Here is a 13,733-nt window from a genome sequence, read left to right on the forward strand (position 1 = left end):
GCTTGCCCTAATGCTGATCAGTAGAGAGATAGAACGGGCAAACAGTAACCAGTGGCGAGCGGGCTTGCTGTGGTGAGCGGGCTTGTCCCGCGCTGGGCTGCGAAGCAGACCCAAAACCAGGCGCTGCGGTTTTCCTGACAGAACACAGGGAGCCTGATTGGGGCTGCTTCGCAGCCCAGCGCGGGGCAAGCCCGCTCACCACAGGTTAGGAGTAGTCCCCAGATCACGTGGGCGCGTGGAGGTGCAATCTCGAATGGGTTATCGGGTGAGCCTGCGCAAGCTTATTGTGGTGAGCGGGCTTGCCCCGCGCTGGGCTGCGAAGCAGACCCAAAACCAGGCACTGCGGTTTACCTGACAGAACACAGGGAGCCTGATTGGGGCTGCTTCGCAGCCCAGCGCGGGGCAAGCCCGCTCACCACAGTTACAGTGTTTTTCCTTAACTGACTGGCAAGCCCCCTCCCACAGGGTTCCGCTGTGTTCTTTTGGCCGTTATTTGGACACCGGCATCGCAAACTCCGCACCCTGCTCGATGCTCTCCGACCAGCGCTGCATGATCGATTTCTGCTTGGTGTAGAAGCGCACACCCTCAGTGCCGTAGGCATGCATGTCGCCGAACAGGCTCTTCTTCCAGCCACCAAACCCGTGCCAGGCCATCGGCACCGGGATCGGCACGTTGATGCCGACCATGCCTACTTCGATACGCCGGGCAAACTCGCGGGCAATATTGCCGTCGCGGGTAAAGCAGCTGACGCCGTTGCCGAATTCGTGGTCGTTGACCAGCTTCACCGCCTCGGCGAAGTCATTCACGCGCACGCAGGCCAGTACCGGGCCGAAAATTTCTTCGCGGTAGATGCTCATCTCCTGAGTCACGTGGTCGAACAGGGTCGCGCCGAGCCAGAAGCCGTTTTCCAGGCCAGCCTCGGTGGGTACATAGTCACGTCCGTCGAGCAGCAACTGCGCGCCGGCCTGCACGCCTTGTTCGATGTAGCCGCTGATGCGCTCCAGTGCGGCGCGGGACACAATCGGGCCCATCTCGGCCTTGAGGTCGCGGCCGTCGGTGATGCGCAGATGCCTGGCGCGTTCGGTCAGGGCGGCGATGACCTTGTCACCGACATCGCCGACCAGCACCGCTACGGAAATGGCCATGCAGCGTTCGCCGGCACTGCCGTAGGCGGCGCCCATCAAGGCATCGACGGTTTTTTCGATATCCGCGTCCGGCATCACCACCATGTGGTTCTTCGCACCGCCCAGGCCTTGCACACGCTTGCCGTTGCGCGCACCGGTTTCGTAGATGTACTGCGCAATCGGCGTGGAGCCGACGAAGCTCACGGCCTTGACGTCCGGGTGCGCGATCAGCGCGTCCACCGATTCCTTGTCGCCCTGCACCACGTTGAATACGCCTTTGGGCAGGCCGGCTTCACGCAGCAGTTCAGCCATGAACAGCGAAGCACTTGGGTCGGTCGGGCTTGGCTTGAGGATGAAGGTGTTGCCCGCCGCAATGGCGATCGGGTACATCCACATCGGCACCATCACCGGGAAGTTGAACGGCGTGACACCGGCCACGACGCCCAGGGGTTGGCGCATCGTCCAGTTGTCCATGCCACGGGAGACCTGGTCGGAATGCTCGCCCTTGAGCAGGTTGGGGATGCCGCAGGCGAATTCGAGAATGTCGATGCCACGGTCGACTTCGCCCTGGGCATCGGTGAAGACCTTGCCGTGTTCGGCGACGATGATGCGCGCCAGGTCGTCCTTGCGCTCACGCAGCAGGTGCAGGTATTCGAACAGCACGCGGGCGCGACGGATAGGCGGGGTGTCGGCCCAACCGGCAAAAGCGGCCTGTGCAGCGGCGACGGCTTCGGACACGGTCTGGCTGCTGGCCAGGGCGACGCGGCCGGTGATTTCGCCGGTGGCCGGGTTGTAGACGTCCTGATAGCGATCATCGCGGCTGACGCGCTGGTCGTTGATGTAGTGCTCGATGGTTGTAGTCATGGCAGTCGATCCAGGTGGGTTGCGTTGGGACACACGATAGGCTTTCGGTTTGTTCCAAACCAGAGCAGAATCAAGAACTGATTGTCCTTATAAGCGAACAATAAGCCCATGGAAAAATCCGAGATCGAAGGGCTGTGGACCCACATTCACTGGCTCTCAGTGCTGGAGGAACACGGCACCTACACCGCCGCCGCTGCGCGCCTGGGGGTGAGTAAATCCGCGGTCAGCCAGCGCATTTCCGACCTCGAGAAAGCCACCGGCACACGGCTGGTGACCCGTACCACGCGCAGTGTGCGGTTGACCGATGCCGGGTTGTCGCTGACCCGTGAAGTGCGCGGTGCCTATGAGCAAATCGCGCGCAGCTTCTCGTCGGTGCGCGATTCCGCCGGGGAGATTCGTGGCCTGGTGCGCTTGACCGCTCCCGTGGCATTTGCCCGGCAACAGTTGGTGCCGCACTTGGCGGAGTTCCTGCAGCAATACCCGCAGGTGCGTATCCAGCTGGATGTCTCGGATGCCCTGAGCTCCCTGGCGGCCGAAGGCTACGACCTCGCTGTGCGCCACGGTTTCCAGGTGCCGGAAACCCATGTGGCCTGGAAGCTGTGCGACACCGGTTCGGTGCTGGTCGCCAGCCGCGATTACCTGCAACGCCACGGCGAACCGCGCGAACCCGGCGACCTGTCGGCGCACAACTGCCTGTTCTACCCGCGCGGCACCGACCAGCCCGCATGGACCTTCGAGCGCGGCAGCAAAAAGGTCGAACGCCTCACCGTGCCCATCGCCGGCAGCTTCGCCACCAACAACAGCGAAGCCCTGCGTGATTCGGCGCTCAACCACCTGGGCATCGCCCTGCTCCCGGACTTCAGCGCCCACGCTGCGCTGGCCAGCGGCAAGCTGGTACAGGTGCTCAAGGGCTGGACACTCAAGGGCGCGTTTGCCGATGAGATCTACCTGATTCGGCCGTATTCGCCCCATGTGCCGAAGTCGGTGAGTGCGTTGGTGGGGTATTTGAAGGAAAAGTTATCGACGGGATTCCGCTTCGAGGGCTGAGGTTTTTAGCTTGCCCAACGGAACTAAAAGTCCATAATGGACAAATAAGTTCAGATATCGGAGATATCCATGTCCAGCGCGCCCCATGTAATCAACCAGGCCCAGGCCCGTGAACTGCTCGCCCAAGTCGATGTACCGCAGATCCTGCACACGCTGTTTCGCGCCCTGGCCGCCGGGCACGCGGTGCAACCGGCGCAGCAGTTAGTGGCGTTCCCCCACGGCGCCGGCGATTTCATCAATTACCTGGGCGTGCTGGCTGAAGAGGGGGTGTACGGGGTCAAGACCTCGCCGTATATCGTGCGCGAGCAAGGGCCGCTGGTAACGGCCTGGACGCTGTTGATGTCGATGCAAACCGGGGAGCCCCTGTTGCTGTGCGATGCCGCCGAGTTGACCACCGCGCGCACCGCCGCGACCACTGCGCTGGCGGTGGAGGCATTGGCCCCGCAAACGGCGCGGCGCCTGGCGATCATCGGCAGCGGCAAGGTGGCCCAGGCGCATCTGCACTACGTGAAAAACCTGCGGGACTGGCAGGGCATCAGTGTGTTTTCGCCCAGCCTGGCCACTGCCAATACCGACGCCATCAAACGCCTGGATCCACGTTTGAGCATCGCCAACAGCTGCGATGCGGCGGTGGCCGACGCCGATGTGATCCTGCTGTGCACCTCATCGGCCGGCCCGGTGATCGACCCGTCGCGCTTGAGCAAGCCGGCGCTGATCACCTCGATCAGCACCAACGCCCCGCGTGCCCATGAAGTGCCGCCCCAGAGCCTCAACGCCATGCAGGTGTTCTGCGACTATCGCCAGACCACCCCCGGCTCGGCCGGCGAGATGCTGATCGCCGCTGAACAGCACGGCTGGGACAAAAACGCGATCGTCGGCGACCTGCCCGAACTGCTCAGTGAACAGGTACAGCGCCCGGCCTATGACCGCCACGTATTTTTCCGTTCCATCGGCCTGGGCCTGGAAGACATCGCCCTGGCCAATGCCCTCTGGAGACTGTTATGAGCCATGCCGACTTCATCATCATCGGCGGCGGCATTGCCGGCGCGTCCACGGGTTTCTGGTTGTCGCCCCATGGCAAGGTGCTGGTGCTGGAGCGTGAATCCCACCCAGCCTATCACTCCACCGGACGCTCGGCGGCGCTCTACACGGCGGCCTATGGCACCCCGCAGGTGCGCGCGTTGACCCAGGCCAGCCGCGCGTTTTTCGATAACCCGCCGCCGGGTTTCTGCGAGCACCCGCTGCTGACGCCACGCGGCGAAATGACCGTGGACTTCAACGGTGACGCCGCCGAATTGCAGGCCCAGTACCTGAGCGCCAAGGCCACGGTGCCCCAGGTCGAACGGCTCACGGCGGATGAAGCCTGCGCGCGCCTGCCGATCCTGCGCCGGGAAAAAGTCCATGGCGCGCTGTATGACCCGACCGCCAGCGACATCGACACCGACGCCCTGCACCAGGGCTATTTGCGCGGTATCCGACGCAATCAGGGCGAAGTGCGTACCGACAGCCATGTACTGGGCTTGAGCCGTGACAGCGCGGGCCTCTGGCACGTAAACACCCAGGACGGGACCTACACCGCGCCGATCATTATCAACGCCGCTGGCGCCTGGGCCGATCATATCGGCGGGCTGGCGGGCGCCGCGTCCATCGGCCTGCAACCCAAGCGGCGCTCGGCATTTATCTTCGCCGGCCCCGAAGGCGTGGACAGCCACGCCTGGCCGATGCTGGTGGCCCTCGACGAAGCCTTCTACATGAAACCCGACGCCGGCATGTTCCTCGGCTCGCCGGCCAATGCCGACCCGGTGGAGCCCCAGGATGTACAGCCCGAAGAGCTGGACATCGCCATGGGCATCTATCAGATAGAAGAAGCCACCACCCTGGCTATCCGCCGCCCGACGCGCACCTGGGCCGGCCTGCGCAGTTTTGTGCACGATGGTGATTTGCTCAGCGGCTTCGACCCACAGGTACCCGGCCTGTTCTGGGTGGCGGCGCAAGGCGGTTATGGGATCCAGACATCGCCCGCCATGGGCCAGGCCAGTGCAGCGCTGGTGCGCGGTGAAGCGTTGCCGGAACCACTGACACGGTTCGGCCTCGACGCTGGTATGCTCTCCCTCGCCCGCCTGGAGCCCCATTGATGAACAGCGCCGAACACGAAAAAGTCCTGCAGAATTTCCGTGCGATTGCCGATGCAATCGCCACGCTGTTCTTCCCCCACGCTGAAGTGGTGCTGCATGACCTGCGCACGCAAAAAGTCGATTACATCGCCAATAACCTGTCCAAAAGGGGCATTGGCGACGACTCGGCGCTGGAGGACATGCTCAGCGCCGACGTCAGCGACGTAAATATCGGCCCCTACGAAAAGCTCAATTGGGATGGCCAGAAAATCCGCAGCCTGAGCACCGTGTTGCATGACCACACAGGGCGCCGGCTGGCAGTGCTGTGCATCAACCTGAATATCTCACTGTTCGAAAACGCCAAGGCGGCGCTGGACCTGTTCCTGTCGCCGAGCAAGCTGATCCCGCAACCGGAATCGCTGTTTCGCGATGACTGGCAGGAGCGCATCAACACGTTCCTGCATGCCTGGATGCGCGAGCGCCAGCTGAGCCTGAACCTGCTCACCCGTGACCACAAGCGTGAGCTGGTGCTGGCGCTGTATGCCGAGGGGGCATTCAAGGGCAAGAGCGCCTCGAACTATGTGGCCAATGTGCTGGGCATGGGGCGGGCCACGGTCTACAAGCACTTGAAGGAACTCAAGGGCTGATCAAATGTGGGAGGGGGCTTGCCCTCTCCCACCACATTTTGCCCGCGCAGGACGCTCAATCGCCGTAGATGTCAGCCTTGAAGTACTGCTGTGAAATCTTCTGGTATTCCCCACTGGCGCGAATGCCATCGATGGCGCTGTTCAGTTCGCTGACCAGCGCGGTATTGCCCTTGCGCACCGCGATCCCGGCGCCCTCGCCCACGTATTTCGGGTCCTTGAGTTCCGGGCCGACAAACCCGTAGCCCTTGCCCCGAGGCATCTGCAAAAAGTCATTCAAGGGAATGGTGTCGGCAAAAATTGCATCCAGCCGGCCTGCCGCCAGGTCCATGTAGATCTCTTCGTTATTGCTGTAGCGCTTGACGTTGATGCCCTTGGGTTCGAACACCTCGGTGGCGTAACGGTCGGTGGTGGTGGCGCGCTGCACACCCACGGTCTTGCCCTTGAGGCTGGCGTACTGGTCATCCACCACGGCACCGTCCCTCATCACCAGGCGCGAGGAGGTGAAGTAGTACTTGTGGGAGAAATCCACCGACTTCTTGCGATCGTCATTGATGGTCATGGACGACAAGGCCATGTCGATTTTCTTCACTTTGAGGGAAGGAATCAGGCCGTCGAATTCACCTTCGACCCACACACACTTGACCTTCATCTGCGCACACAGCGCATTGCCGATGTCGTAGTCGAAGCCGACGATCTTGCCCTCTTCGGTCTTGGACGCAAACGGTGGGTAAGCCGCTTCGATGCCGATACGCAGGGTTTTCTCGGCGGCCAGCAGGTGGCTGGAGGCGATCAGGCCCAAGGCCAGGGCGGTGATGAGGGGGAGTTTCTTCATGGTCGTGTCTCGCGAGTTGTTATTGGTTTTGGCAAGCGTGAAGAAAAAGCTGGAGCGGGATCTTTTGTACTTATAATTCCATACTGGACTTTTACGTATAACCCGTCAATCACCACTCGCCAGCCCTTATCACCCATGACTTTTTTGCACAACGCTCCGGTGTTTTTGAGCGTTTTGCTCTTATTTATGCGTGCCTATACTCGGTCCAGCCTCTCGGTGCACCCGAAGGGCCAGTCCCCACAACAATAATTAAGGACACCGACCATGACCCAGTCCTTCCTGGCTGCCCGGGATTTTCTGCTCGCGCACCGTACCGACTACGCCACCGCCGCCCGTGACTTTCGTTGGCCGCAACTGGACGCCTTCAACTGGGCCCTGGACTACTTCGATGCCATGGCCGAGGGCAATGCCGCCGACGCGCTGTGGATCGTCGAAGAGGACGGCAGCGAGCAGCGCTACAGCTTCCAGCAACTGGCCGCGCGCTCCAACCAGGTCGCTAACCACCTGCGCGCCCTCGGTGTGCGGCGTGGCGAGCGCGTGCTGCTGATGCTCGGCAACGATGTGGCGCTGTGGGAAACCATGCTGGCGGCCTTCAAGCTCGGCGCGGTGGTGATCCCCGCCACCGCCCTGCTCAACCCGGTTGACCTGCACGACCGCATCGAGCGGGGCCAGGTCCGCCACCTGGTGGTCGGCGCGGCGCATGTCGGCAAGTTCGAGGGCCTGGGCGAAGGTTGCAGCCGCGTATGCGTGGGAGCGGCGCCGACTGGCTGGGTCGCGCACAGCGCCGCCTTTGAATACCCCGAGCGGTTCGAGGCCGAGGGCCGTACCTTGGCCACGGACCCGATGCTGCTGTATTTCACCTCCGGCACCACCTCAAAACCGAAGATGGTGCTGCACAGCCACCAGAGCTATCCGGTCGGCCATCTGTCGACCCTGTACTGGATCGGCCTGCAACCAGGCGACCTGCACCTGAACATCTCCTCGCCGGGCTGGGCCAAGCATGCCTGGAGCTGCCTGTTCGCACCGTGGAATGCCGGCGCCTGCATCTTTATCCATAACGTCGCGCGGTTCAGTGCCCAGGCGTTGCTCGGCGCGCTGGAGAAGTACCGGGTGACCAGCCTGTGCGCCCCGCCCACGGTGTGGCGCATGCTGATCCAGGAAGACCTGGCCAGCTACAAATCGCGCCTGAACCTGCGCGAACTGGTGGGCGCCGGTGAACCGCTGAACCCGGAGATCATCGAGCAGATCCAACAGGCCTGGGGCCTGCCGCTGCGCGACGGCTTCGGCCAGTCGGAAACCACCGCGTTGGTGGGCAATACGCCGGGCCAGGTGCTCAAGCCAGGCTCCATGGGCCGCCCGTTGCCGGGCTACCAGGTGGCCCTGCTGGACGCCGACGGCGTGCCGGGCACCGAGGGTGAAGTTGCCCTGCCCCTGGATATACGCCCACTGGGCCTGATGCTCGGCTACGAAGACAGCCCGGAGAAAACCGCCGAGGTGATGCGCGACGGCTACTACCGCACCGGCGACACCGCGCAGATCGACGCCGACGGCTACATCACCTTTGTCGGGCGCGCCGACGACGTGTTCAAGGCCTCCGACTACCGCATCAGCCCCTTCGAGCTGGAAAGCGCGCTGATCGAACACCCGGCGGTGATGGAAGTGGCCGTGGTGCCCAGCCCCGATCCGTTGCGCCTGGCGGTGCCCAAGGCGTTCCTGATCCTGGCCCATGACGCCCCGGGCAGCGCCGAACTGGCCGCGCACATCCTCGCCTTCGCCCGCGAGCATCTGGCGCCCTACAAGCGGGTGCGGCGGATCGAGTTTGTCAGCGAGTTGCCCAAGACCATTTCCGGCAAAATCCGCCGGGTGGAGTTGCGGCAGATGGAGGTGGTGCGGCGCCAGAGCGACACACGGGGTGAACAGGAGCACTTCGAAGAAGATTTCAGCTAAAAAAAGCCCGGTGACGCAAGTCACCGGGCAAAACGAAGCGACCAGCTTCAGAAACGCGGTTTGACGGTCTTCCAATCCGGTTGATAGCGCTGCATCTGCTTCACGTCGTCGCGCTGGCGAATGCCGCAGCTGAGGTATTGGTCATGCAGCTTGCCCAGTTGATCAGGGTCCAGTTCCAGGCCCAGCCCCGGTGCGCGGGTGATCTTCACGCAGCCGTCGACAATCGGCAGTTTGCCGCCCTTGATCACTTCTTCGTCCGGTTCTTGCCAGGGGTAGTGGGTGTCGCAGGCGTAGTCGAGGTTGGGCACCGACGCGGCCACGTGGGCCATGGCCATCAGGCTGATGCCCAGGTGTGAGTTGGAGTGCATCGACACGCCCAGGCCAAAAGTCTGGCACATCTTCGCCAATACCTGGGTGTCGCGCAGGCCGCCCCAGTAGTGATGGTCGGCGAGTACGATCTGCACGCTGTTCAGGGCCACGCTGCGGCGGAACTCGTCAAAATCGGTGACCACCATGTTGGTCGCCAGGGGCAAGCCGGTGCGTGTGTGCAACTCGGCCATGCCTTCCAGGCCGGGGGTGGGGTCTTCGTAATACTGCAGGTCGTCGCCGAGCAGTTCGGCCATGCGGATCGAGGTTTCCAGGGACCAATTGCCATTCGGGTCGATGCGCAGCGGCACGCCGGGGAAGGCTTTTTTCAGGGCCTTGATGCACGCCACTTCATGCTCAGGGTCCAGCGCACCGGCCTTGAGCTTGATGCTTTTGAAGCCATAGGTGTCGATCATCCGCCGCGCCTGGGCGACGATCTGTACTTCGTTGAGGGCTTCGCCCCAACTGTCGGGTTTATAGGGCGAGTCGATGTGCTCGGCGTACTTGAAGAACAGGTAGGCGCTGAACGGGATCCGGTCGCGGATCGCGCCGCCCAGCAGGTCCACCAGCGGCACATTCAGTGAGTGCGCCTGCAGGTCGAGAAACGCCACCTCAAACGCCGAATAGGCATTGCTCACTGCCTTGCTCGCATGGGAACCGGGGGCCAGTTCGGCGCCGGCAATGCTCGCGGGTTTGTGCGCCGCCACGGTGGCCTGCACGATGGCGCGCAGTTGGTTGAGGTTGAACGGATCAAGGCCGATCAGTTGATCCTTGACCTGTTGCTGGATCGCCAGCGCCGGGGCATCGCCGTAGCTTTCGCCAAGGCCGATGTAGCCGGTGTCGCTCTCGATTTCGATGATCGAGCGCAGCGCGAAGGCTTCGTGGATACCGCTGGCGTTGAGCAGCGGCGGGTCGCGAAACGCGATGGGGGTGACGGTAACGCGGACGATTTTCAAGAGGCGGCTCCCTGTGGGCCTGGACGCAAGGCATGATGATGAGTCGGTTTGGAGGTGGGCGGCACACCGGGCCGTGGTGCGGTGCGCGCAAAAAACACCACCACCGCGGCCACCAGCGAGGTCGCGGCCAGGCCGTACAGCCCGCCTTCAATCGAACCGGTGGTCTGCTCCAGCAGGCCGAAGGTGGTGGGTGCAACAAAACCGCCGAGGTTGCCGACCGAATTGATCAAGGCAATCACCGCCGCGGCGATGCGCGCATCCAGGTAACCCTGGGGGATCGGCCAGAACAGCGCGGAAGCGGCCTTGAAGCCAATCGCGGCAAAACAGATGGCGACAAACGCAAACACCGGCCCGCCAGTGGTGGACATAAACATGCCGACGGCGGCGATCACCAGCATCAGCGCCACCCACGCCTGCTGGTGTTTCCACTTGCTCGCCAGGGCGGCGAACCCATACATGGCGACGATGGAAATCAACCACGGGATCGAGTTGAACAACCCCACCTGGAAGTCGCCCAGGTTGCCCATTTTCTTGATCATGCTCGGCAACCAGAACGTGGCGCCGTAGATGGTCAGGGCGATGGAAAAGTAGATAAAGCAGAACAGCGCGATCTGCTTGTCGGCCAGCAGCTTGAACATCGACGGCCGCACGCTCTGGGTGGCTTCGCGGGCCGTTTGCTCAAGCGCGATGGCCGTCACCAGCGCGTGTTTTTCTTCGTCGCTGAGCCACTTGGCCTGATGGGGGTGGGACTGCAACCAGAACCACACAAACCCGCACAACAGGATGGAGGCAAAACCCTCGATCAGGAACATCCACTGCCAGCCATGCAGGCTCAAGCCGCTGACGTTGAGCAACGCCCCCGACACCGGCCCGGAAATCACCGAGGCGATGGCCGAACCGCTGAGGAAAATCGCCATCGCCTTGCCGCGCTCGGCGGCCGGCAACCATTGGGTGAAGTAGTAGATGATGCCGGGGAAAAAACCGGCTTCGGCCGCGCCGAGCACGAAGCGCAGGATATAAAAGCTGGTTTCGCCTTGGACAAAGGCCATGGCCATCGCAGCCGCGCCCCAGGTGAACATGATGCGCGTCAACCAGGCCCGTGCGCCGTAGCGCTGCAGCAGTAGATTGGACGGCACTTCGAAGATCGCGTAACCGATGAAGAACAGCCCGGCACCCAAGCCATAGGCGGCGGCGCCAATGCCCAGGTCGGTCTCCATATGGCTGCGCACAAAGCCGATATTGACCCGGTCGATGTAATTGACGATGAACATCACCACGAACAACGGCAGTACATGGCGCTTGACCTTGGCGGCTGCGCGGGCGAGCACGCTCGGGTCGGGCGGATTCTGGACGGTATCCAAGGGCAACTCCCAATCATTGTTTTTTTAGGGACGCACCGATGATGGACGCCGGGGATTGTTCCCGTCTAATCTAACTTGGCATTCGATTGATACCTGGATTAGATCAATGTTCGAACTGACGCAACTGCGCTGCTTCACCACCGTGGCCACCGAGCTGAATTTTCGCCGCGCCGCCGAACGGCTGAACATGACCCAGCCGCCCCTCAGCCGACAGATCCAATTACTGGAGCATCACCTCGGCGTAGAGCTGTTTACCCGCACCACCCGCAGCGTTGCCCTCACCGCCGCCGGCCGGGCGTTTTTCATCGAGGCGCAGAACCTGTTGGAGCGCGCCCAGCAGGCAGCCGTGACCGCACGGCGTTTTGCCGAGGGCGATATCGGCACGGTGAATATCAGCTTCGTCGGCAGCGCGGTGTATGAGTTTTTGCCCAGGGTCATCGCCGAGGCACGGCTCAAGCAGCCCCAGGTCAGGATCGACCTCTCGGAGATGAACACCTACCAGCAATACGAAGCCCTGCGCGCGCGGCGCATCGACCTGGGCATCGTCCGCGCGCCCCTGCTGGAACCCGGTTATGCCACCGAATGCCTGGTGCGCGAGCCCTTCGTGCTGGCGGTGCCGAGCAGCCATCGACTGGCCAGTGCCGACAGCGTCAGCGTCCACGACCTCGACGCCCAGCCGTTCCTGATGTACGCCCATGCGGCCTACCCGCCGTTCAACGAACTGCTCACCGGGCTGCTGCGCTCGGCCCGTGTCGCACCGGAATACGTACAGTGGCTGGGCTCGTCCCTGACCATCCTGGCCCTGGTCAACGCCGGCATGGGGCTGGCGCTGGTACCGCGTTGCGCCAGCAGTGTGGTGTTCAAGAACGTGGTGTTTCGCGATATCGACCTGGGCGAAGGCGCGCAAAGTGAACTGCACCTGATCTGGCGCGAGAACAATGACAACCCGGCGTTCGCGATGTTGCTGGAGGGGATTCGCAGTGCGGTGCGTGACGGGTGGGCGGACTGACGGCGCGTGCCGACTCAGGTGCCGGTGGGTGATTGCGGCGTGTCAGGGTTGAGCTGCTGGCGCCTGAATTGCCCGGGTGGCTGGCCGTGTATCTGGCGAAAACGTCGGGAGAAATACGCCTCGTCGGCGAAACCGCACAACCTGGCGACCTCACCCACCGGTCGTGTGCCATTGAGCAAATAATTGCGCGCCGCGTGCATCCGGCGTTCAAGCACCAACTCCGTAAAGGTCTTGCCGATTTCCTTGCGCAACCAATGCGTCAGGTAGGTCGGTGACAGGTAAGTCGCCGCCGCCACCTTGATCAGGTTCAGATCGGGGTCTGCAATATTCTTGCGCAGGTACTCAGACATTCTGCTCAGTGCATCGCGCCGACTGACTTCGGCGGCATTCTCTTCGGCCAAGCGCTTGAGCGGTTCGGCATACAACGCGCACACGCGCCCTACCAATTGCAGCAACAATCCCTTGAGCATCTCGCGAGTGCCAAACTGGCGGTTTTCATCCAGGGCGCGCATCTGTTCGATCAAGCCACGGACGATGCCGAAGTCCTCATCGCCGAGGATGAAATCCAGATGCTCCTGGAAGCGGAACGGTGACAACTCGGGCGCCAGCAGGATCGAAACCTCTTCCAGATCCATCGGGTCGCACTGCAAATGCGGCAGCAGGAAGGTCTGGGAGAAATTGATCACAATGAAGTTGCTGTCTGCCGGATGGGGAATCACATGCACCCGATGCGGCAGGATGAACGCCAGCGCATTGCGCGGAAACGGCCGTTCGGCATTGCCGATGTGCTGCACGGTGTCGCCACCCAGGTTGACCTGGATCTGGAAATACTCATGGCGGTGGGGGCTGGTTTCCGCGCGACGGCCTTTTTTGTCGCGGATGTAAAAGTCGGTCAACTCGCTGCGTTGCTGCATGACGTAAGTGGGGACTCGACTGGGTGATGACATTGCCTGAGGCTCCTCGACAGGTACAGGGTCGGGGTGATTGTGCAGGCGGACCGGCGCGGCTTCAATATGTCATCGGATGACAGCCAGGTGTGACGGATTATTTTCACCTGCGTTGGCGATTTTCTCTGTCCAAAAAAATCGGGCGCACCACAAAATAATTAATCATTAAAAAACAATAGATTATTTAAAAAACGCAGCGGTTTTAGCCAAATAAATTAATCCGTTTTTTCTTGGACTCCTGCATTCAAGGCCTTTTCATAAAGAAAAAACGATCTAACGCACGCGTTGATTTTGGAATGTTGTACGACCACTGTAATCACCCATGCAGCCCGAACCTTCCAAAAACAATCAAAAGGTGCGCACCCCATGAACCTGCTTTTTTGCCCTATCCCCCCTCCCCCGGCCCGACCCGTGCGAAGGCATCTCTGAGCGCCTGACAGCGGCTGTTCGCGCCTCCCATTAATGCAGCGATTGCTCTGCCCCGGTACTGGGGGCATCGGCTTCGGCTGCGCGCGAAC

11 protein-coding genes are annotated in these 13,733 nt (G+C 62.1%); 6 read left to right on the forward strand and 5 right to left on the reverse strand.

All coding sequences use genetic code 11. The features are described from left to right. Window positions 1-489: 489 nt before the first annotated feature. Window positions 490-1,989, reverse strand: a complete 1,500-nt coding sequence (locus F6S08_RS19910) for a CoA-acylating methylmalonate-semialdehyde dehydrogenase (protein WP_027603551.1) — start codon at window positions 1,987-1,989, stop codon at window positions 490-492. A 108-nt stretch (window positions 1,990-2,097) separates the two neighbouring features. Here F6S08_RS19910 and F6S08_RS19915 point away from each other — a divergent pair, with 108 nt between their 5' ends. From F6S08_RS19915 to F6S08_RS19930, 4 genes are all read left to right on the forward strand, one after another. After that, complete coding sequence (locus tag F6S08_RS19915) at window positions 2,098-3,036, forward strand: LysR family transcriptional regulator (RefSeq protein ID WP_065924410.1); 939 nt, start codon at window positions 2,098-2,100, stop codon at window positions 3,034-3,036. Window positions 3,037-3,105: 69 nt separating this feature from the next. Beyond that, window positions 3,106-4,041 (forward strand): ornithine cyclodeaminase family protein, encoded by a 936-nt coding sequence (locus F6S08_RS19920; protein ID WP_315872223.1) that lies wholly within the window; start codon window positions 3,106-3,108, stop codon window positions 4,039-4,041. Continuing rightward, window positions 4,038-5,171, forward strand: a complete 1,134-nt coding sequence (locus F6S08_RS19925) for an NAD(P)/FAD-dependent oxidoreductase (RefSeq protein WP_074846012.1) — start codon at window positions 4,038-4,040, stop codon at window positions 5,169-5,171. Before F6S08_RS19920 ends, F6S08_RS19925 begins: the two co-directional genes overlap by 4 nt. Next, on the forward strand, window positions 5,171-5,797 hold the full coding sequence (locus F6S08_RS19930; RefSeq protein WP_315872224.1) for a transcriptional regulator: 627 nt from the start codon (window positions 5,171-5,173) through the stop codon (window positions 5,795-5,797). The genes F6S08_RS19925 and F6S08_RS19930 overlap by 1 nt, the downstream gene beginning before the upstream one ends. Before the next feature lie 55 nt (window positions 5,798-5,852). Here F6S08_RS19930 and F6S08_RS19935 read toward each other — a convergent pair whose 3' ends face one another. Beyond that, entirely contained in the window at window positions 5,853-6,629 is a 777-nt protein-coding gene (locus F6S08_RS19935) for an ABC transporter substrate-binding protein (protein WP_065924414.1), read from the reverse strand. A gap of 264 nt (window positions 6,630-6,893) precedes the next feature. Here F6S08_RS19935 and F6S08_RS19940 point away from each other — a divergent pair, with 264 nt between their 5' ends. Continuing rightward, complete coding sequence (locus F6S08_RS19940; protein ID WP_315872225.1) at window positions 6,894-8,576, forward strand: AMP-binding protein; 1,683 nt, start codon at window positions 6,894-6,896, stop codon at window positions 8,574-8,576. Between the two features lie 47 nt (window positions 8,577-8,623). Here the strand turns inward: F6S08_RS19940 and F6S08_RS19945 are convergent, their stop codons facing one another. Then, window positions 8,624-9,898 (reverse strand): glucarate dehydratase family protein, encoded by a 1,275-nt coding sequence (locus F6S08_RS19945; protein ID WP_065947969.1) that lies wholly within the window; start codon window positions 9,896-9,898, stop codon window positions 8,624-8,626. After that, window positions 9,895-11,259, reverse strand: a complete 1,365-nt coding sequence (locus F6S08_RS19950) for an MFS transporter (RefSeq protein WP_065924419.1) — start codon at window positions 11,257-11,259, stop codon at window positions 9,895-9,897. Before F6S08_RS19950 ends, F6S08_RS19945 begins: the two co-directional genes overlap by 4 nt. A gap of 106 nt (window positions 11,260-11,365) precedes the next feature. Here F6S08_RS19950 and F6S08_RS19955 point away from each other — a divergent pair, with 106 nt between their 5' ends. Further along, window positions 11,366-12,268 carry a LysR family transcriptional regulator gene (locus tag F6S08_RS19955; protein WP_027603529.1) on the forward strand — a complete coding sequence of 301 codons (903 nt, stop codon included), beginning with the start codon at window positions 11,366-11,368 and terminating at the stop codon, window positions 12,266-12,268. Between the two features lie 14 nt (window positions 12,269-12,282). On the opposite strand, the gene F6S08_RS19960 is transcribed toward F6S08_RS19955, so the two are convergent. Next, window positions 12,283-13,215 carry a helix-turn-helix transcriptional regulator gene (locus tag F6S08_RS19960; protein ID WP_074846008.1) on the reverse strand — a complete coding sequence of 311 codons (933 nt, stop codon included), beginning with the start codon at window positions 13,213-13,215 and terminating at the stop codon, window positions 12,283-12,285. Window positions 13,216-13,733 lie beyond the last annotated feature (518 nt).

The sequence above is a fragment of the Pseudomonas sp. JV449 genome (genome assembly GCF_032424295.1).
In the GTDB taxonomy this organism is placed as follows: domain Bacteria; phylum Pseudomonadota; class Gammaproteobacteria; order Pseudomonadales; family Pseudomonadaceae; genus Aquipseudomonas; species Aquipseudomonas marginalis.

Coding starts and splice junctions, on each gene's coding strand:
- F6S08_RS19915 (WP_065924410.1), top strand. CDS start 2,098: ATGGAAAAATCCGAGATCGAAGGGCTGTGGACCCACATTCACTGGCTC.
- F6S08_RS19920 (WP_315872223.1), top strand. CDS start 3,106: ATGTCCAGCGCGCCCCATGTAATCAACCAGGCCCAGGCCCGTGAACTG.
- F6S08_RS19940 (WP_315872225.1), top strand. CDS start 6,894: ATGACCCAGTCCTTCCTGGCTGCCCGGGATTTTCTGCTCGCGCACCGT.
- F6S08_RS19935 (WP_065924414.1), bottom strand. CDS start 6,629: ATGAAGAAACTCCCCCTCATCACCGCCCTGGCCTTGGGCCTGATCGCC.
- F6S08_RS19925 (WP_074846012.1), top strand. CDS start 4,038: ATGAGCCATGCCGACTTCATCATCATCGGCGGCGGCATTGCCGGCGCG.
- F6S08_RS19930 (WP_315872224.1), top strand. CDS start 5,171: ATGAACAGCGCCGAACACGAAAAAGTCCTGCAGAATTTCCGTGCGATT.
- F6S08_RS19910 (WP_027603551.1), bottom strand. CDS start 1,989: ATGACTACAACCATCGAGCACTACATCAACGACCAGCGCGTCAGCCGC.
- F6S08_RS19960 (WP_074846008.1), bottom strand. CDS start 13,215: ATGTCATCACCCAGTCGAGTCCCCACTTACGTCATGCAGCAACGCAGC.
- F6S08_RS19955 (WP_027603529.1), top strand. CDS start 11,366: ATGTTCGAACTGACGCAACTGCGCTGCTTCACCACCGTGGCCACCGAG.